This window comes from Streptomyces sp. Ru62 (assembly GCF_002920615.1).
In the GTDB taxonomy this organism is placed as follows: domain Bacteria; phylum Actinomycetota; class Actinomycetes; order Streptomycetales; family Streptomycetaceae; genus Streptomyces.
In genome coordinates, this window is sequence record NZ_PQSU01000003.1 from 39,366 (window position 1) to 56,812 (window position 17,447).

A 17,447-nucleotide genomic window follows, 5' to 3' on the forward strand; every position below is an offset into this window, starting at 1 on the left:
CCTCGCCCCCCACTGGAGAAGACCCCATGTCCAGCCGCACACCGACGATTCCGTGGACCTGGGTGGTGCTCGGCGTCTTCGCCGCATGGCTCGCGGTGGTCTGCTACTTCATCGAGCGGCAGACCACGCACACACCGCAACAGCGCGGGGCCGTGACCTCGGCCCGGCTGCTGACCGAGGCGACGGACGCCGTCCGGGCACACGACCCGGCCGAGTTCGAGCGGTTGTTCGGCAGTGGCACCGTGGGTCCCGACTACGCACGCCGGTACTTCGACGAGTTGTTCGCGTATCCGCTCAGCGGGCTGAACCTCACCACCCTGGACAGGCAGGACACGCGTTTCCTCGTGTTACGGGCGGTGTCGTCGTACCGCTCCGTGTGTTCCGCCTGGGTGGTCCAGCAGGACGGCGGCCGGAGCGTCCTGACCGCCGTACCGTCGCTGGCCGACCCGTGTGAGCTGCCCGCGCAGCCCTCACAGCTGAATCCGCCCTTCGCCACTGTAAATGTTCATGGAGTCACCGCGCAGGAAGCCGACGAGCGTCATACCGCTCTCGTCGGCGAGGTCGCACGCCAGTGACGACGGGGCGGAGACCGCCGCGAGAACCGGAACACCGGCCATGACGGCCTTCTGCACCAGTTCGAACGAGGCCCGCCCGGACACCATCAGCACGGCACGGGACAGCGGCAACAGGCCCTTCTGGAAGGCCCGTCCGACCAGTTTGTCGACCGCGTTGTGACGGCCGACGTCCTCCTGGAGATCCAGCAGGGTGCCGTGTTCGTCGAAGAGCCCGGCCGCGTGCAGTCCGCCGGTCCGGGAGAACACCTTCTGCCCTTCCCGCAAGCTCTCCGGCAGGGAGGCCAGCAGTTGGGGGGTCAGGGTGAGGGAGGGGGCATCGGCCAACGGCCAGCGGGCTGTGGTCCGTACGGCGTCGAGGCTCGCCTTGCCGCACAGACCGCACGAAGAGGTGGTGTAGAAGTTGCGTTGCAAGGTGAACCGGTCCGGCGCGACGCCCTCCGCCGTCCGCACGTCGACCACGTTGTACGTGTTGCGTCCGTCCTCGGTCGCACCGGCACAGTAGGCAATGGTCCGAAGGTCCTCGACCGAGCCGAGCACACCCTCACTGACGAGGAACCCGGCCGCCAGCGCGAAGTCGTCCCCGGGTGTGCGCATCGTGATGGCCAGTGCCTCTCCGTTCAGCCGGATCTCCAGAGGCTCTTCGGCGGCCACCGTGTCCGCCCGCGCCGAAACGCTCCCCTGGCGAACCCTGACGACCCTGCGATTGACCGCTGCTCTTCCCATCGATGACGTCCTCACCATGTCCTGGATCGTTTCTCGCACGCACTGGGCCGTGCCCCTGTGAGGTCCGCGCGGAGTGAGACAGCCGGCGTCCGGCGCTCACGCGCGTACCTGCCGGACTGGTTACCGCCGGTCTTTTCGGCCGGAGAGGTCGTGGCGTGAGAAGCCTGCCGCACGGCCGCCTGCCTCACCCCGAGCGGGGCCCCCTCTCCCCGGCCTCCCCCACGGAGCACGGCGAACACGGCGTCGTACCCCTTCAACGTAGACAGGTCCCGCCGCCGGAGCATCCGTCATTTGACGGCGTGCGCGGCCCTGCCGGGCGCCGGGGCCGCGCACGCCGAAGCACATGTTCGTGCGATGCCCCACGGCGCGGGGCCGGGGCACACTGCGGGACCATGGTGAAAGGAGTCGCCGTGAGTCCCCTGTCCCACACCAGTGCCCAGCCGGACGCCCGGCAGGCCCCCGGACCGGACCCCAACCGGTGGCACGCCCTCTGGGTCACCCTGGTCGCTGGTTTCATGATCCTTCTGGACGTGACGATCGTGTCCGTGGCCCTGCCGTCCATGCAGCGGGACCTGAGCGCGAAGCCGTCGTCGGTGCAGTGGGTGGTGTCGGGCTACGCGCTCACCTTCGCGCTCGCCCTGGTGGTGGCGGGGCGGCTGGGCGACGCTGTCGGCCGCCGGCGGATCTTCCTTGTCGCGCTGTCCGCCTTCGTCGTGTGCAGCGCCGCAGTCGGCGCGGCCCCCACCATCGGCCTGGTCGTCGTCGCACGCCTCGCCCAGGGCGTGTCGGCCGGCTTCCTGGCACCGCAGAACTCCGCGCTGATCCAGCAGCTCTTCACGGGCTCCGAACGCGCCCGTGCCTTCGGCCTGTTCAGCGCCACGGTGGGCATCTCCAGCGCGGTGGGCCCCATCACCGGCGGACTCATCCTCGCCCTGGCCACGGGGACGGACGGCTGGCGGTGGATCTTCTACGTCAACGTCCCCATCGGTGCGGCCGCGCTCCTCCTCGGCCGCCGCCTGCTGCCGAAGTCCGCCCCCGGCGAACGCGGGCACCTCGACCTGGTCGGGGTGGGCCTGCTGGGGGCCGGGGTCCTGGCGCTGATGCTGCCGCTCGTCGAGGCCGACTCCGGCGGGTTGCTCCGCATGTGGTGGCTGTTCCCCGTCGGCGCGCTGCTCCTGTACGGCTTCGCCCGCTGGGAGCGCCGGGTCTCCGCCCGCGGCCTGGAGCCCCTGCTGGAACCGCAGTTGGTGCGCGGGGTCCGCGGGTACGCGGCGGGGGCCGCGCTCGCCACCGTCTACTTCGTCGGTTTCAGCGGCATCTGGCTGGTGTTCGCCCTCTACTTCCAGGACGCGCTGGGGTATTCACCGCTGGAGTCCGGACTGGCCGTGACGCCCTTCGCGTTCGGTTCCGCTGCGGCCGCCGTGGTGGCCAGCCGGCTCGTGGAGCGCCTGGGGCGGCTGCTGACGGTCCTGGGCCTCGTCGCGGTGGCGGCGGGCCTGACGGCCACCGCGCTGCTGCTGTGGCTGGTCCCGGCGGGCACCGCGATCTGGGCGGTCGTACCGGCGCTGCTGGTGAGCGGGATCGGCAGTGGCTTCGTCATCTCCCCGAACGTGACGATGACCCTGCGGGAGGTCCCCGTGCGCATGGCGGGGGTTGCGGGCGGCGCGCTCCAGACGGGCCAGCGGCTGGGCGGCGCCATCGGTACGGCCGTCCTGCCGGGGCTGTACTACCTGGCGAAGGGCGAGCACGACGGTCCGTCCGCCGCGGTCGCCCTGTCCGTGGGCGCGGGCATCCTCGCGGTGCTGGTGGCGTTGGTGCTCGCGGTCACGGACTGGCATGCCGACCGGCGGGACGGCCCGCGGGGGACGCCACAGTCGTCCTCCGGTGAAGCTCCCTCGGACGGCTGAGCGAAGGCGGCCACGACGCGGACCCTAGCGGTCGGCCTTGGCCGCCTCGTACTGGTCGACGACGTCCTGCCGGACCAGCCCCCGGGTGTTGACCTCGATGCCCTGGCTCCTGGCCCACTCCCTGATCCGGGCAGCCTTCGACGCGTCACGCCGCACCGGCATCCGGCTGCCTCTGGGGGCACGGCCACCGGTACGACGGGCCACCTCGACGAAAGGGGCGAGCGCGTCCAGCAGCTTCTGATGGCCCTCGGGAGCCAGGTCTATCTCGTAACTGACACCGTCGATGCTGAACGAATGCGCCGAGATATCGTCGCCTGTCGCACCTGTCAGATCATCCGTGTAAATGGTGATGGTTGCTCGCGCCATTGAGCATCTCCTCCGGAGGACCGCGGATTCGGCTGCAAGAACCTCGGTTACTCGGTTCTCCCGAGTATGTTAAGCCCCGTACACCGATATTACTCCCGACAAACGGGACGCGGTACGTACACCCTGGATACGGGCTGCCCTATTCACATATACGATGAATCGCTCTCAGAGCGGGAGAGTTATCCCGAGTTCCTGCATGGCGCTGGACGGCGGGCCGCCCTCGGAACGCTCCGTCTTGTAGCCCTTGACCCGAGCCGACAGAGTGCGTGGATCGACGGCCTCGGCGGGGGCCCCCTTGGCGTACAGCCCCTCCGGCTCGCTGTCACGGTCGTGCGGAAGCAACCAGAACACCCGGCGCCTGAACGTCCCCGAGGAGCGTGACGGTTTCGCCTCGGTACCGAGGCAGGCGTACCCCACCATGCGCCCGTCACGGTGATACGCCGGCTTTCCCCTGCGGGTCGGCAGTCGGTCGAGACTCTGCCGGACGTAGTCCAGCTGCCCGATGTCTTCCAGCCAGACGAGGTCCGTCTCGTGGCTGATCTCGTCTTCGGTGATCAAGGAGCTCATGCGACGGCTTCCCTCTCCTCGCCGGTGAGCAGACCGATACCCGGGTAGTACTTCCGCTGGTTGGACAGGATCATCTCCTTCGGCGACGCCAATCCGACGAGTTCTCGGGCCCGTGCGGCGAAGGCACGAGAAGACATGGGTGGCACTCCCTCATTGTGGCACCAGTCCTTGTACGCCTTGTAGAGGCCCGTCTGCTCGGTCCGGAGATCGGCGGACAGGACACAGCACTCCTCGAAGAACCGGCCCGTGTGATCCTCCGTCTCGGCGTAGGCGTTCGTGGCGATCCTGACCCGCTCCGGGCCCGTGAGGTCCCGGGAGCCCGCCAGATAACGGCGTGCCCCGTCGATGAGCCAGCCTAGGATGCCGGGTCCCTCCTCCGTGACGAGGATGTCGGCCAGGTTGTCGATCTTCCGGTCGTCGGAGACCACGCGCTCGAACGGGATGAGCCGCATACGGCGCCAGAAGGCGAAGCCGCCCGTCCCGACCTCGGGACGGTGGTTGCCGAGCAGCCAGAGCTTGTGCGTGGGCTGGAAACTGAAGAAGTCCTGCCGCATACGCCGCGCCTTGATGCGGTCACCACCGGTCAGCAGCTTGACCCGGGCCTCATCGAACTTGTCCCCGGGTTTCACCTCGGAACAGACAATGACACGACGGCCGTGGAGTTCCGCCAGATCCGTGGGATGCCCTTCGTAGGGGCGGGCCATCAGGAAACCGGGCGGAGCGGCGTCGGCGTAATCCCCGAGCAGGCGCATCAAAACGTCGAGGAGAACCGACTTGCCGTTCTTTCCGGAGCCGAAGAGAAATGGAAGCACTTGGCCGCCGACATCACCGGTGACGGAATAACCGAGCAACAGCTGGAGAAAATCGATCATCTCGGTTCCCTCGGCGTCGTCGCCGAAGGTGTCGGTCAGGAAGCGGTTCCACCGGGGCGTGGCCACGTGCTGGGGGCCCACCGTGGTCGAACGGGAGTGGAAGTCCTTGTTCGGATCAGGGGCCTTGATCAGCCCGGTCTTGAGATCGACGATCCCGTCGGGCGTGCACAGGGCGTACGGATCGGCGTCGAGCCGTGCCGCGTTGAGGACCATGCCGGGGGCCGACTTGGCCTGGGCCAGCATGGCGTTGATGCCCGCAGTGGACAGCGCGCGCTTGCGGTGCTGCTGGAGGGACGCCGAGCTGAACACACCCCGCGGATCCTGCAACGCGATGTTCTCCGCCAGGTCGCCTGCGGCCCACAGGACCGTGTCGTCCTCGTCGATCTGCCACCGGGTGGTGTCCCAGCGGTACCAGCCGATGCCGGGGACGTGCCGGTAGTCGTTGGCGTACAGCTTCACGAACAGCTTGGCGTTGCCCCTGTCCGACAGGGTGTCAGGAAGCAACCCTGCCGCGGTGACCCGTGGATCGCTGACCCGGCCGGAGTCGTTCTGCGCCGGAAGCGGCACGGCCACCTGGCTCCGGATCTGCGCCGCCACCGCGGCGGGATCGAAGTCGAAGAGTTTCGGATTGCTCGGCGATGTCACAGGTGTCCCCCGCCGTGGTACAGGGGTCGTTTGGAGCCAGCCGTCAGACCGCTGCTGATGATCTGTTCGGCCCGACGGCGTTGTCCAGGCCTGACCGCCTCGGCGGCCTCGGTGAGGATGTGTTCGGCCTCCGCCTTCGTCACGCGCCCGGCTGCGACCAGGCCTCCCAGAGTGTATGCGGCGCGGTTGAGGGCCTCCGAGAAGCCGGCACCCTCCGCCAGCCTCCCGCACGCCCACACAGGCGCCAGAATGGCTTTCAGCAGCCGTTCGGCACCGGTGGCTCCCCCACCTGCCGCACGAACCGCCTGCTGCGCCCTGGGAGGCACCGGACGCGGTGCCGGGATGTTGGGTGCGGGCAGGTGCCCGGTCCGCTCCAGTTCCTGCTCCAGCCACTTCGGCAGCTCCGCCGGTTCCCGGACACTTCCGACGGGAGTGTACGTGCCCGCGGCGGTCACCGTGCCCGGGGCAACGATGTAGCCACCATGCGCACGCACATCGACCTGCCAGGCGAGGGCACGTCCCTTGCTGGACCCTGACGAGCACTGCCAGCGACGGTAGTCCCCGGCCCGGTACCAGACGTGCATCCCGCCCGACGGGGTGCGCACCCGCAGTGTCGTCTCGTCGTCGGCGGGGCTCGCCTGGTCGCGGAGCGCCGCGAGTACGGCGAGGGTGTGGAAGCCGTTGGACAGGCCCCCGAGATCCACCTGCTCGCCGATGGCGATGCCCGGCAGGATGCGGTTCCTGTCCGGCGGCTGAACGGTGTGCGCGTCGATGTCGATGACCACCAGGTTGGCCGGCCCGCAGGCGACCCCCACCCCGAAGTCGGGGCGGGCTCCCCACCACTGGCCGATCCGGTGCTGGTCCAGCGTCGCCGCGTGGAAGCCGTGGCACCAGCGACCGAGCGGGAGGCAGGCACACTCGGCTGCGGAGTGCGGAGTAGCCCGGCAGGCAGCGCAGTTGGCTGCGGGGGTCTTGCGCCCAGGAGCCAGCGGATGCACGGGCCAGCCTCGGCGGGCACACCAGCGGGCTGTCGCCAGGGCGGGGGGAGCGACTGAAGGCTCCCGGTAGGCCTGGTTTGAGTCGCTGGTGGAAAAGCCCAGTTCAGCGGACATACACACCCCCTACCAGCGACCGAAGCTACCCAGTGACGCACACAGACTAGCGAACGTGAGCGCGGGGAGCATGGAATGCCCACCTGGGAAGACGCGGGCAAGTCGGACCGCGCGGGTCTGATGCGGTGCGGAGCGACTGAGACTGAAGGGCGAGCGACTGAGCAACTTCAGTCGCTGTCGTTGAGTCGCTCAGAAAAGGCCAGGTCAGAGAGGGTGAACCCGGTGGATTAGCGACTGTAGCGACTGAAGGTTTCTATCTATGACGCGCACACGCACACGCATAATCCCCTCATATATGGAACCCTTGGGTCGCTTCAGTCGCTGAGTCCCCCACTGCACCTCTCTGACCTGCGCTTTTGTAGTGCTTCGGGTCAGCTACCGAAGCGTCCCAGGGTCGCTGAGTTTCAGTCGCTGGGGGTGCAGAGCCGCCTGGCGGGCCGTTCTTGGGACAGCGACTGAAGACTCGGAGAGGCCGGGACAGCGACTGAAGCCCAGCCGCCGCCTGCCCGCCCCGCAGGCTGTGCTCCCCCGGTATCCCGGACACGTTGGGTAGATGCAGAAGTTCAGTCGCTTCAGTCGCTGTCCCGGTTCCGGCGTCCGGTCTGAGTGGAACCACTACCGCCGCCGGCAGGCTCGGGTTGGATTTTCCTGTACAATACCGTGCCCAGCGCGGCCTATGCCAGCGATCGCGACTGAAGTGACGTTTCAGCTTGTTCGGTGTGTTGCTGGCTCAAACTGCTTTGCAGACCCTGTTGCGGGAGGACCAGCAGCTCTTGTCCGCCCCGTCTACTTCCCCGCGGACACCGGGACGAGTTCCGAGGCTGCTCCTGGAAGCCCTGACAGAGGTGTTGGGCGTGGCGGTGTGTGGCCGACGCCGGGCACCTTTGTCGAGCAGGCGTAGAGACTGGTGACGCCCCAAAGCGCCGCTCCGGCTGCGACTGACGTGTTCCCCAGATCGGACCAGCGACCGCTCAAGCCGGTGGTCACCCGATCAGCGACTCCCGGCAGGACCTCTTGGTGGGCATCTGATCAATGAGCCGCCGCCAGGTGCGTGAGCAGGATCTTGCCGCCGGTGGTGTCGTGGTGAACGCGGCGGTGATGAGGACGGTGTCGATGCGGTGCGGTTGACATAGAGGATCGCGTTGACGATCCCCCGCAGGTCGTGCACACGGGCCGCCGTGCCGGGGCCGGTTCGTTCCGCCCTCCAGGCGATGAAGACCGGCTCGAATCAGAACCTAGCGGGCATCAGGCACAGACACCTCCCAAAACACCAACTATGTAGATCAGACAGATGCCCTCATGGTGTGCGTTTGGTTCGCTTGTTGGATAGTTCACGGTGATTTTCGGCGGCCAGACAGCTACCGGTTCACACGGAATTGAGAACGCTCGCCCCGGTGCACCGACTCGCCCGCGCCCGCCCTGGTGCGGCGGCCGCCCCCCTTCAGGCAATATACGGCCCCTCACGGCCTTGCCCCCGCGACCTGTCCGACTCCGGTTGGGAGCTCGTCCGCCCTACCCTCGAAGCCTGTTGCCAGGCCCGCAACGGCATTCACAAGCCCACTCGCGACCTGCGCGTCGTGATGGACGCAATCCCTATCGTCGATCGCACCGGCATCCCCTGGCGTTGACTGCCCGACGGCTTCCCACCCCACCGGACCGTCTACCGCTACTACGCGGCACAGTCCGCCGGGCCGAAGGTCGTCCCGAACGAGTTCAGCGCTTGCCTGATCGACAGCCGGAGCCTCACATCATTGGCCGTAAGCGGTACATCGTCACTGACACACTCGGCTTCCTGCTGGCGGTGGCAGTCACCGCCGCCAGTGTTCACGACTGCGCCGCCGGCACCGAACTTCTCCATGGCCAAAACCTTGGATCGAGCCGCCCACCTCAGCAGCGAACGCCCCCTGGCTGCCTCATGGACCGCCGCCGCCTGACCCGCGGCTACGAAACCCACCCCCACCGATCAACCGGCGTGACCCAACTGGCCACCATCAACCTCAGGAGTCGGGCCAGAGGCTGGGGCCCACGTTCATGTTTCGGAGTTGGTGAGAGCAGCAGGTTCTCGGCTGGAGCCACTTTTAGGTGCCGTGGTCGAAGGCCAGTGTTCTGCGGGCTGGCTGCGGCAACGTGAACCGGTCCGGCGGCAATGGCTCGGTGGGTGCCCCACCATGCCGCTACTCCCCCGCTGCGGTGGTCGCGGTTATTACGCCGTAATAGCCGGCCCCTGAGAAGAAGCCGCGTTGTCACCGAAGCGGCAATGCCGCACCGGGAGGCCAGACACACCGGGCCAGACGCAGCCTCCCGGTGGGGGTCAGCGGGGCATTACGGTGGGACACGACGGCTTCCTGGCGGTCGGCGGTAGATGTCGTAATCCACACCGAACCCAGATCCGTGGGACACGTCTGCCTTGTCACCCCGACGATTCCGGCCCGGCGAACGAATCCACGTCGACGTCAAGAACTCGGCCGCATCCCCGACGGCGGGGGGCATCGCCCCCAGGGCCGTGCCGAAGGACGCCGCAACCGCACCGGCACCGGTTACGCCTACCTGCACACCGCCCTGGACGACCCCACACGCCTCGCCTCCACCGAGGACCTGCCCGCCGAGACCGCCCCGACCTGCGCCGGCTTCCTGCGACGAGCAATTGTCTGGTTCGCCGCCCAGGGCATCACCGTCGCACAGGCCCTGACCGGCAATGCCCGGGCCTACGGCAAGAACACCTGGCGCGTCACCTGCCAAGAGCTGGCCATCAGCCCGCTGGATCAGGCCCAGGCGGCCCCAGACCAACTGCGAGGATCTGGAGGCGTTCTTCTGACCGGTCCGACCCACAGACCAACCAGCCGTTCGTGCTGTGTTGTCAATGTGTCGACCGGCCGGGAGAGCGCGTGCGGCGGCACCGGCGGATCGGCCGGATGTGACCTGATAGGAGCCTGGCTCACGCGCCTCATCGCAGTTGTGTCCCCGGTGCTCCGTCGGGGCGGCTCCAACCCCACGGACCCCAAGGGCACGGGTGCCCAGGAGTTCCAGAACGAGCGTGACCCTCGGAGTCGACACCCAGGCAGACGTCCATGTCGCTGCCGCTCTCGATCAGCTCGGGCATCGCCTGGGCGCGCTCGTCGTCCCCTCGACGGCAGACGGTTATCGTTGAAGTCAACCGTCCCGACCGTCAGACACGGCGCCGTCGTGGCAAATCCGATGCCGTTGATGCCAAAGCCGCCGCTCGGGCAGTGCAGGCGGGGACCGCCACAGCGATACCCAAGAGCGGTGACGGTGCCATCGAGATGATCCGTGCCCTGCGGGTCGCATCACCGCACCTGACGAGCTCCGGGTTGACATTCGTCGGCTACATCGAGCGGAACTCATCCGCACTGTCACACGCCGGCACCCGGGAGCCGAGCCGGACACCTTGATGACGGTCACCAAACTGGCGATGAGGTCCATCGCCCACCGTTACCAACAGCTCGACGACGAAATCGCGGAGAATCGCCTTCGCGCACCTCTGCGGGTCGCCCCGATCCCCGCCTCCTCCGGCAAGACCAGCCGCCATCGCCTCAACCGCGGTGGCGACCGCCAGGCCAACCATGCCTCTACATGATCGCGGTCAGCCGCATGGCCTGGCGGAGATCATCCGCTCCTTGAAAGGACACATCGTCCGTTCCGGCCCTACGCCTCAGACGCCGAACGACAGGCAGCGTTCCCCGACTGGCCGGACTGGTACGACTACCACCGACCCCACACCGGCAACGGCGGCCAACCACCAGCCAGCCGCGTCACCAACCTCCCCGGAGGCACACCTCGTGCGGGATCAACTTGGAAGCCACGGGCCTGATCGCTCCTTCGGGGGAATGGCCCCCCAGGGTCACCCCTGGATTATGAGATCGGGTGCCCGTCGGGTCGGGCAGCGCGGATCGACTTCAGTGCGGCCAGGATGTTCGCGGGGCCTTCGTTGCGGCGATTGATGCTCCGCAGGATGTCGTCTATCTCGAAGCGGTGTCCTCGTCGGCCTGCACCAACTTCGCGATCGCGGGGGTTCCCGCTTCTGCCCCTCCTGGTCAGTCAACCTGGGAGCATCGGCGGCCGGGCTATTACGCCGTAATAGCCCGGCCGCCAAGGCTATGACGGTGAGGGTGACGCCAGGCGCCGTCACCCTCCTTGACGTGCCTGCTGCGTGAGCCAACCTCTTCTTCTGCGGCCCGCATGCGAAGGCACGGTTTCTTGCCTTCACTGTTGCCGGGAGTGCCTTGGGCCCATGTGGTTTCCTCGCACTTTTGATGTCGCCCGGCAGGGCTACGCCAGCCTGCACGGGTACATCGGTGCGCGCACTGAACGAGCCGCCGCGGTGGTTCGGGACGTCTTCCGTCCGCCGAGCTACGCAGGCGAATATCTGCGATGGTCACGGTCGACCCGGCAAGGAGCAGCGCCTGCGCCGAGCGCTGGATCCCTTCTTCGAGGCCGCGGCTATTACGGCGTAATAGCTTGGGGTGCCGTGTGGTCGCATCACTCGGAACCGACGCGGCCGCGTCACCCGGAGTCGACGGCGGTGGTCCGGACCTCTGGTCCGGACACTGGCTATTACGCCGTAATAAGGGGCGGGTCCGGGCCGTTTCAAGTGGGGAACCCGCGATGTCCGGCGTCGGGCAGTCTCTGGCTTGTGCGTCCCGTTACAGTAGACGTGGATAAACGAGAAGAGACGAGGGGCACCGTGGAGATCATCCTGACGATCAGGGAGCCCAGCGACGAGTTTCAGAGGGATCTGTTGGCTCTGCTGGACAAGCACGCCGACCGGGTGCGGATGGACACCGACTGGAACGTCGAGCGTGCGGCGCGGTTCTGTGAAGAGCTGCCCACACGGGCTCGGCGGATCATCAAGGGTGTTGTGGCAGGGCAAGGGTTCGTGTCCGCCGAAGAGTTGAGGGCTACGCCTGGGGGGAGTCTGCGCGGGCATGCCGGAGCGATGAAGCAGACCCTGGAGCGGGGTGCTCGTTTGGGCTGGTGGCCTGATGGGCTGCGTGCCCCTGTTGTTCCGGTGGGGCCGGGCTTCGGGAAGGTGCAGGGCTATCGCATGCCGCCCGAGCTGCTGAAGGTGTTCGCGACGGCATTGTCCGTCGAGGGCCAGGCGCCCGGACCGGGGGACCGATCCGCTTCAGTGGACTAGACAGATGGCGGTGTACTGCCGCTTGTCATCCCGTTCGTCCAGCGTTCCTCCACCCCGGCGAACTTCCAGACGAGCAGGGCGACGGCCCAAGTGGCGAAGAAGAGTCCGGCGATGACGAAGCCGATCGCGTTGAGGTCCACGCCGGCGATCCAGTTCCAGAAGCCTCCGTGCAGGGAGAGTCTGTCTGCGAGCAGGCCCAGGAGTTCCACCGTGCCGATGAGGAGCGCGACGCCGACGGACAGGCCGGTGATGGTGAGGTTGTAGTACACCTTGCGGACCGGCCTGGAGAACGCCCAGCCGTAGGCGAAGTTCATGAACGTGCCGTCGATGGTGTCCAGCAGGGACATGCCTGCCGCGAAGAGGACGGGCAGGCAGAGGATGGCGTACCAGGGGAGGCCGGAGGCGGCGCTGGAACCGGCGAGTACCAGCAGGGCGATCTCCGTCGCGGTGTCGAAGCCGAGCCCGAAGAGCAGGCCCAGCGGGTACATCTGCCAGGGCCGGGTGATCGACTTCATCAAGGTGCCGAGGAGGCGGTTGAGGAAGCCCCGCTTGTTCAGCTGCTCCTCCAGTTCCGTCTCGTCGTAGCGCCCGGAGCGCATCCCCCGGAAGACCTTCCAGATGCCCACCAAGGCGAGGAGGTTGATGACGGCGATGACGTACAGGAAGACCCCGGAGACCAGAGTGCCGATCCAGCTCGTCAGCGTGTGCAGGGTGGAGTTGTCGTCTCGCAGCGGACCGGCGAGACCTTTGATCCCGAACGCCAGGAGGAGGGAGAGGACGAACACAACGCTGGAGTGGCCAAGGGAGAACCAGAAGCCGACCGACAGGGGCCGCTTCTCGGAGTTCATCAGTTTCCGGGTCGTGTTGTCGATGGCCGCGATGTGGTCGGCGTCGAAGGCATGCCGCATCCCGAGGACGTAGGCGGTGACACCTATGCCCACACCGAAGCTCTTCTGGCCCACGGTGAAGTGGTGGGGCGCCACGACCGTGACGAGGATGCCCCAGCCGATGACGTGCAGCGCGGTGATGACAGAGAAGACAGCTCCCAGGCGCGACCACTCGGCCTTCGTCAAGGAGCCACGGACTGTGGACAACCGGGTGGGGGAGGGGAGTGGCCTCAGAGTGGGAGCGGACATGGTGGTTCCTCTTCCGTGGGTAGGGACGGCCGGCGCCAGGGTGCGCTCATGAGAAGAGCCGTGCGGACCTGCGCCAGGTCCGCACGGCTCCGTGCGTCAGTCCGGTCAGGCCGCCGACGGCACGTACGGGAAGGTCTGCGACGGCTTCGCGGTGATCGACTCCTTGCCGATGCCCAGGGTCACCGGGGTGTTGGCAGCGAAGGAGAACATCACGTCCGGCGCGTTGTCCGTGAGGGTACGGCCGTTCCACTGGGCGAACCCGTACGACGCCGGGGTGCCGACCACGTACGGCAGGACGTTGGGGAGGATCCGGTCCACGACCGTCTTGGCGTAGGCATCGGGGTCCTCGGCCGTGCCGTAGGCGCGGACCACGCCGGCGACCGATTCGGTGAGGGCCTTGCCGTACAGCGCGACGTCCTCGCTCGGCACGTTCTCGTTGAGCTGGTCGCCGAGGGTCTCGTTGTACTGGGTGAACAGCGGGTGGATCATCGGCAGGCCGGCCCGGTTGATCGGACGCCAGCCGCCGGCGTCCGTGGCCAGGAAGGCGACGGCCCACACATCGATCTTGCGGTCCTCACCGGCGATGGGCAGCAGCTCCTCGTCGGCGACCTCCAGGACGATCGAGTACACCGTGTGTCCGGCGAACAGGTTGGCCGCGCGCTCCGGGTCCCAGGAGGACAGATCGACCTTGGTCCCGTCCTGGAAGGCGTGGCCGACGGCGTGCAGTACGTCCGGCTCGATCCAGAAGGGGTCGCCCGCCTTGCCGACCCAGGCGCGGCTGCCGCCGGGCAGCTCCAGCGGCTCGCCGGTGCGGCCCCGGCCGATGACCGTGCCCTCGGCGAAGTCGTCCCGCGCGTCGGGCCCGGCCAGCCGGCGCACCTCGTAGGTCTGGACGCCGTTCGTGTCGGCCTCGGCGAACGTGAAGCGATAGGTGACGTCCTCGACGGCGTCACCATTGGAGTCGATCTTGAACTCGTACTTGCCCTCGGGGTGCAGGCCACGGGGGATGTCCTCGCCGGCCAGCGAGTGGCTGTGGTCCGTGACGAACACGGTGCCGCGTTCCCCTCGGAACACATACAGGTCCGTGATGTCCAGGCGCGGGTCCTGGCGGGCGATGGGGGAGTCGAGGTGGTGGGACATGGTGCTCTCGCTTTCGTGTAGAAGCCGTGCTCCACAGTCTGCTGAGGTGACGGACCGCAATCTGTCGAGGCGGCTCCAAAGTCCATTGAGCGCTACCCACACGACGGGTGTGGGGTTTACCCGACGTGCCATCCGCCGATGGTTCCGTGCAGGTCAGGAGGGCACTTCCGCCGCCTGGTCGACTTCCCGCAGATAGAGGCGGGCCAGCTGGACCCGGGACCGGACACCCAGCTTTTCGAAGGCGTGACGTACGTGGGTGTTCACCGTGTGTGGCGACAGGAACAGGCGTTCCGCCGCCTGCCGGTTGGTCGCCCCGTGGGCGATCAACCGCACGACGCCCAGTTCCGAGGGAGTCAGTCCGCGCCACCCGGCGTCCGGTGCGCCGCCGGCCGCGGTGGGCTTGACGCCGAGCTTGCGCAACCGGCTGCGCAAGCGGCGGCTGTCCCGCTCGGCGCCGCATGCCTCGTATCCCTCCAGTGCCCGCTCGAAGCAGGCCCGCGCTTCGGAGGGATCAGCCGATGTCACCAGGGCGCCGGCGTCCTCCCACGCCTGTGACCTGAGCAGTGGTCGCGCGTCGCCGTAGCGCTCGGCCGCCTCCATGAGCCTGCTCCGGTCGCCGTCGAGCAGTCCGCGCGCATGCCTGGCCGTCACCTCGAAGAGCGGGAAGCGCGCGTTGCGTTGGGCCCGGTGCTCGGCGAACTCGACCACGGACGCGGCGACTTCACGCAGCCCGGAAGTCAGCGCGACACGGACGAGCAAGACCGCGTCCCCGGGGTCGATACCGGTCGCGTGGACGTATCCGCGCGTCAAGTGCGCTTTGGCGGCCAGTATCTGACGATCAGTCAGACATGCGTGCCGATACGCCGCGATGATCACGGTGATCCACGCCCCGATCCGACGTTGCTGCGGCTCGGCGCTGGACAGGAATTCCTCGGCTCGTGCCGCGCAGGCTTCGACCCCCGCGTCATCACCGAGGTGGAATGCCACCCGTGCCCTGGAGCACAACGCCGCCGGTTCCCCGGTGAAGGGAAGTCCGGTGGCCATAACGGCGTCCTCGGCAGCCGCCAGTTCCCGTGCCGCGGCCGCCAACTGTCCAGTGTCCAGCAGAAGTCGGGCCCGAGTGGTCCGCCACAGGGGTGTGAATGCCCGTCGGCCGCGCTGTTCGGCCTCGTCGGCCGCCGCCTCCACCAGGTTCAGGGCGCCCCGGTCATCTCCGGTCACGCTCAGCAGGGAGGCGCGCCAGCTGGTGGCGAGGGCCACCTCGGGAAGGGGCGCAGCGCGGCCGGGATCGAGTTGCGCGAGGCTTGCCGCGGCCGCGTCGCTGTACTTGATCGCGTCCGCCCAGTGGTGCCGGTGAACGGCACTGATCGACTGCATGGTCCGGTGCGTCAGTTCACTGACGGGGTGCACTCCACGCGTCCGCATGAGGGCCTCGGCCACGGCGCCGCCGGCCTCCTCGGCATCGCCGGTGAGCAGACGGTTCAGCAAGGTCATCGACAGCAACTGGTCCTTGAGGGGGATCGGGACGTCACGCCGTCGATGGACGTGACGGACGTGGACCTCCGGCTGCTGGACGTGGAACTGGCTGCCCATACGGGCCAGTTCCAGGCAGGCTCGTGCATGGGCCAAGGCATCCGGCGGCGCCTGGACGACGTCGCGGGCCAGGTCACGAGCCTCGGTGATCTCGCCCGCCTGCCACACCAAGGGAATGAGCTCCACCGACAGGCGCAGACGCTCCGGGCACAGGGTCGTGGTGATCTCCATGGCACGCTGGAGATACCGGGCCGCGGTGCCCGGCGCGACGAACGCCAGGTCCTGCGCGGCCTGTCGCAGGATACGTCCAGCCCAGGCGTCCCCCGGCTCGGCGATGTCGATCAGCTCGGCGGCCAGCGACACGACGGGCACGCCCGCCCCCGCCCGGACCTCGACCGAGCGCCTGCGGACCGAGAGGCGCACGGGCCGGGGCAGCGTGGCCGCGACCGCCTCGCGCAGCGGTGCGTGCGGGAAGAACAGGTGGTCGTCGCCGGCCCGCAACAGCTGTGCGGCCAGCACCTCGCGCAACGGCGCGAGCAGTGCCGGTTCGGATCGGTCGAGCAGCCGGGACAGGTGCTGGACGGTGAACGTGTCACCCAGCGCCGAGGCGATCAGCACCAGTTCCCGCGCGTCTTCGGAGAGCCGGTCGAGACGACGGGTGACCAGCCAGGTGACCACTTCCTGTATCTCCCCCGTGTCCGCTGGTGGGCACTGTGCGGTGGGGAAGACCTCCTGGAGGTGTGTGCACAACTGACGTACCGTTCCCGGGAGTCCGTCGAGGTAGCACAGGAACGGCGCGGCGAGGGCCGCCTGCGGGCCCAGAAGGTCCTGTGCCATCTCCCGGACCGCGTCCGGAGCCAGCGGGAAGAGTTCGAGTTGGGTCGCCTGCCTGGTGAACAGGTCCCGGCGCAGCGTTCGCACGGGCGGGGCGTCCGGGGTCCGGGCGGCGAGTACCCACAGCAGCGGGAGGTCTGCCAGTTGCACGGTGAGGCTGCGTACGGCCAGCAGGGTCAGGTCGTCGCAGTCGTGGACGTCGTCGACGAGCAGGACGACCGGCCGCTCGCGGGTGAGTTCACGCAGACGGCCGGCGACCTTCCGGAGCAGCCAGTAGGAGATGTCCTCCTGGTCCGCGCCGGCGCTCGGCCCGTGGGCGATGTCGTCGGGCTCGATGGTGAGGGCGTCCAGCAGCGGCGCCAGGGGAGTCGTCCTCCCGCCTGCCATCCCGGAGATCGTGAGCACGCGCGCTCCGGCCAGAGCCGCTTCGTTCCCGGCACAGGCCAGGATGCGGGACTTGCCCGCTCCGGCCGGTCCCTCGATCCACAGCACTCCGCCGCCGTTGCGGTGCACGTGCCGGCGTACCCACTGAGTGAGTCGCTCCTGCTCCGCCCTGCGCCCGCGCACGGGGGACGAGGCCGCCTCGAAGACGGCGCCGGACATGGTCCGCAGGGTGTCAATCGCCTGGCTCAAGGCATCCTCCAGGGGTCCGTGTTCACTGCGACCGACGGGGGCGCGAAACCGTGAGGCGTCAGTGCCGGGGGAGCCGGCAACCGATGGCAGGACGGGTGCACGACACCCTGAAGTCAACCGATCGGTCACAAGGCCGCCGCCCCCGTACCGGAAGCGGCGGCCTTCCCCGCGTCATCAGACATAGTGGGCGGTCCCGCACCCCCCTGGCTGTCGAGAGCGCCTGAGAAGCGGTCCGGGCACTCCCCAGGG

The 17,447-nt window shown here is 68.2% G+C and carries 12 protein-coding genes and 5 pseudogenes; 7 read left to right on the top strand and 10 right to left on the bottom strand.

Going from position 1 to position 17,447, the window contains the following annotated elements; genetic code table 11:
• Window positions 1-26: 26 nt before the first annotated feature.
• Window positions 27-575: a hypothetical protein gene (locus C3492_RS04780; RefSeq protein ID WP_181140199.1), complete on the top strand. Its 549-nt coding sequence runs from the start codon at window positions 27-29 to the stop codon at window positions 573-575.
• On the opposite strand, the gene fdhD is transcribed toward C3492_RS04780, so the two are convergent.
• Entirely contained in the window at window positions 471-1,298 is an 828-nt protein-coding gene (gene fdhD, locus C3492_RS04785; protein ID WP_103810469.1) for a formate dehydrogenase accessory sulfurtransferase FdhD, read from the bottom strand. The genes C3492_RS04780 and fdhD overlap by 105 nt on opposite strands.
• A gap of 410 nt (window positions 1,299-1,708) precedes the next feature.
• Between fdhD and C3492_RS04790 the strand changes: the two genes are divergently transcribed.
• A complete protein-coding gene (locus tag C3492_RS04790; protein WP_103810470.1) occupies window positions 1,709-3,205 on the top strand; it encodes an MFS transporter in 1,497 nt (498 codons plus the stop codon).
• 24 nt (window positions 3,206-3,229) lie between these two features.
• Here the strand turns inward: C3492_RS04790 and C3492_RS04795 are convergent, their stop codons facing one another.
• The 5 genes and pseudogenes from C3492_RS04795 to C3492_RS46800 form a co-directional block, all read right to left on the bottom strand.
• The gene (locus C3492_RS04795; RefSeq protein ID WP_103810471.1) at window positions 3,230-3,571 is read right to left on the bottom strand and encodes an Lsr2 family protein; all 342 of its coding nucleotides are present in this window, start codon (window positions 3,569-3,571) and stop codon (window positions 3,230-3,232) included.
• A gap of 165 nt (window positions 3,572-3,736) precedes the next feature.
• Window positions 3,737-4,138 carry a DUF6009 family protein gene (locus tag C3492_RS04800; protein WP_103810472.1) on the bottom strand — a complete coding sequence of 134 codons (402 nt, stop codon included), beginning with the start codon at window positions 4,136-4,138 and terminating at the stop codon, window positions 3,737-3,739.
• The gene (locus C3492_RS04805) at window positions 4,135-5,655 is read right to left on the bottom strand and encodes a phage/plasmid primase, P4 family (protein ID WP_103810473.1); all 1,521 of its coding nucleotides are present in this window, start codon (window positions 5,653-5,655) and stop codon (window positions 4,135-4,137) included. The genes C3492_RS04800 and C3492_RS04805 overlap by 4 nt, the downstream gene beginning before the upstream one ends.
• Entirely contained in the window at window positions 5,652-6,653 is a 1,002-nt protein-coding gene (locus tag C3492_RS04810) for a bifunctional DNA primase/polymerase (RefSeq protein ID WP_374938324.1), read from the bottom strand. Before C3492_RS04810 ends, C3492_RS04805 begins: the two co-directional genes overlap by 4 nt.
• 1,231 nt (window positions 6,654-7,884) lie before the next feature.
• Window positions 7,885-7,992 (bottom strand): annotated as a pseudogene (locus C3492_RS46800) (IS5/IS1182 family transposase); the annotation flags it as partial.
• A gap of 223 nt (window positions 7,993-8,215) precedes the next feature.
• Here C3492_RS46800 and C3492_RS46615 point away from each other — a divergent pair.
• From C3492_RS46615 to C3492_RS46805, 4 genes and pseudogenes are all read left to right on the top strand, one after another.
• Window positions 8,216-8,775: pseudogene (locus tag C3492_RS46615) on the top strand (transposase); the annotation flags it as partial.
• 411 nt (window positions 8,776-9,186) lie between these two features.
• Window positions 9,187-9,555, top strand: a pseudogene (locus C3492_RS45400) (DDE-type integrase/transposase/recombinase); the annotation flags it as partial.
• Window positions 9,556-9,835: 280 nt separating this feature from the next.
• Complete coding sequence (locus C3492_RS45405) at window positions 9,836-10,177, top strand: hypothetical protein (RefSeq protein ID WP_146075644.1); 342 nt, start codon at window positions 9,836-9,838, stop codon at window positions 10,175-10,177.
• Window positions 10,178-10,401: 224 nt separating this feature from the next.
• A pseudogene (locus tag C3492_RS46805) lies at window positions 10,402-10,596 on the top strand (hypothetical protein); the annotation flags it as partial.
• Window positions 10,597-10,643: 47 nt separating this feature from the next.
• Here C3492_RS46805 and C3492_RS45410 read toward each other — a convergent pair.
• A pseudogene (locus C3492_RS45410) lies at window positions 10,644-10,745 on the bottom strand (IS630 family transposase); the annotation flags it as partial.
• Window positions 10,746-11,469: 724 nt separating this feature from the next.
• On the opposite strand from C3492_RS45410, the gene C3492_RS04845 reads away from it, so the two are divergent.
• The gene (locus C3492_RS04845; protein WP_181140202.1) at window positions 11,470-11,922 is read left to right on the top strand and encodes a hypothetical protein; all 453 of its coding nucleotides are present in this window, start codon (window positions 11,470-11,472) and stop codon (window positions 11,920-11,922) included.
• On the opposite strand, the gene C3492_RS04850 is transcribed toward C3492_RS04845, so the two are convergent.
• The 3 genes from C3492_RS04850 to C3492_RS04860 form a co-directional block, all read right to left on the bottom strand.
• Entirely contained in the window at window positions 11,919-12,995 is a 1,077-nt protein-coding gene (locus C3492_RS04850; protein WP_103810476.1) for a HoxN/HupN/NixA family nickel/cobalt transporter, read from the bottom strand. The two genes, C3492_RS04845 and C3492_RS04850, sit on opposite strands and share 4 nt — an antisense overlap.
• 168 nt (window positions 12,996-13,163) lie before the next feature.
• Window positions 13,164-14,198, bottom strand: coding sequence for a DUF4331 family protein (locus tag C3492_RS04855; protein ID WP_103810477.1), 1,035 nt, complete (start codon window positions 14,196-14,198; stop codon window positions 13,164-13,166).
• Between the two features lie 153 nt (window positions 14,199-14,351).
• Window positions 14,352-17,198, bottom strand: a complete 2,847-nt coding sequence (locus tag C3492_RS04860) for a LuxR family transcriptional regulator (protein WP_146075645.1) — start codon at window positions 17,196-17,198, stop codon at window positions 14,352-14,354.
• Between the last annotated feature and the right edge of the window lie 249 nt (window positions 17,199-17,447).

Excerpts from the sequence above, each read along its gene's own strand:
- C3492_RS04780 (WP_181140199.1), top strand. The coding sequence starts at position 27 with ATGTCCAGCCGCACACCGACGATTCCGTGGACCTGGGTGGTGCTCGGC.
- fdhD (WP_103810469.1), bottom strand. The coding sequence starts at position 1,298 with ATGGGAAGAGCAGCGGTCAATCGCAGGGTCGTCAGGGTTCGCCAGGGG.
- C3492_RS04795 (WP_103810471.1), bottom strand. The coding sequence starts at position 3,571 with ATGGCGCGAGCAACCATCACCATTTACACGGATGATCTGACAGGTGCG.
- C3492_RS04800 (WP_103810472.1), bottom strand. The coding sequence starts at position 4,138 with ATGAGCTCCTTGATCACCGAAGACGAGATCAGCCACGAGACGGACCTC.
- C3492_RS45405 (WP_146075644.1), top strand. The coding sequence starts at position 9,836 with ATGTCGCTGCCGCTCTCGATCAGCTCGGGCATCGCCTGGGCGCGCTCG.
- C3492_RS04855 (WP_103810477.1), bottom strand. The coding sequence starts at position 14,198 with ATGTCCCACCACCTCGACTCCCCCATCGCCCGCCAGGACCCGCGCCTG.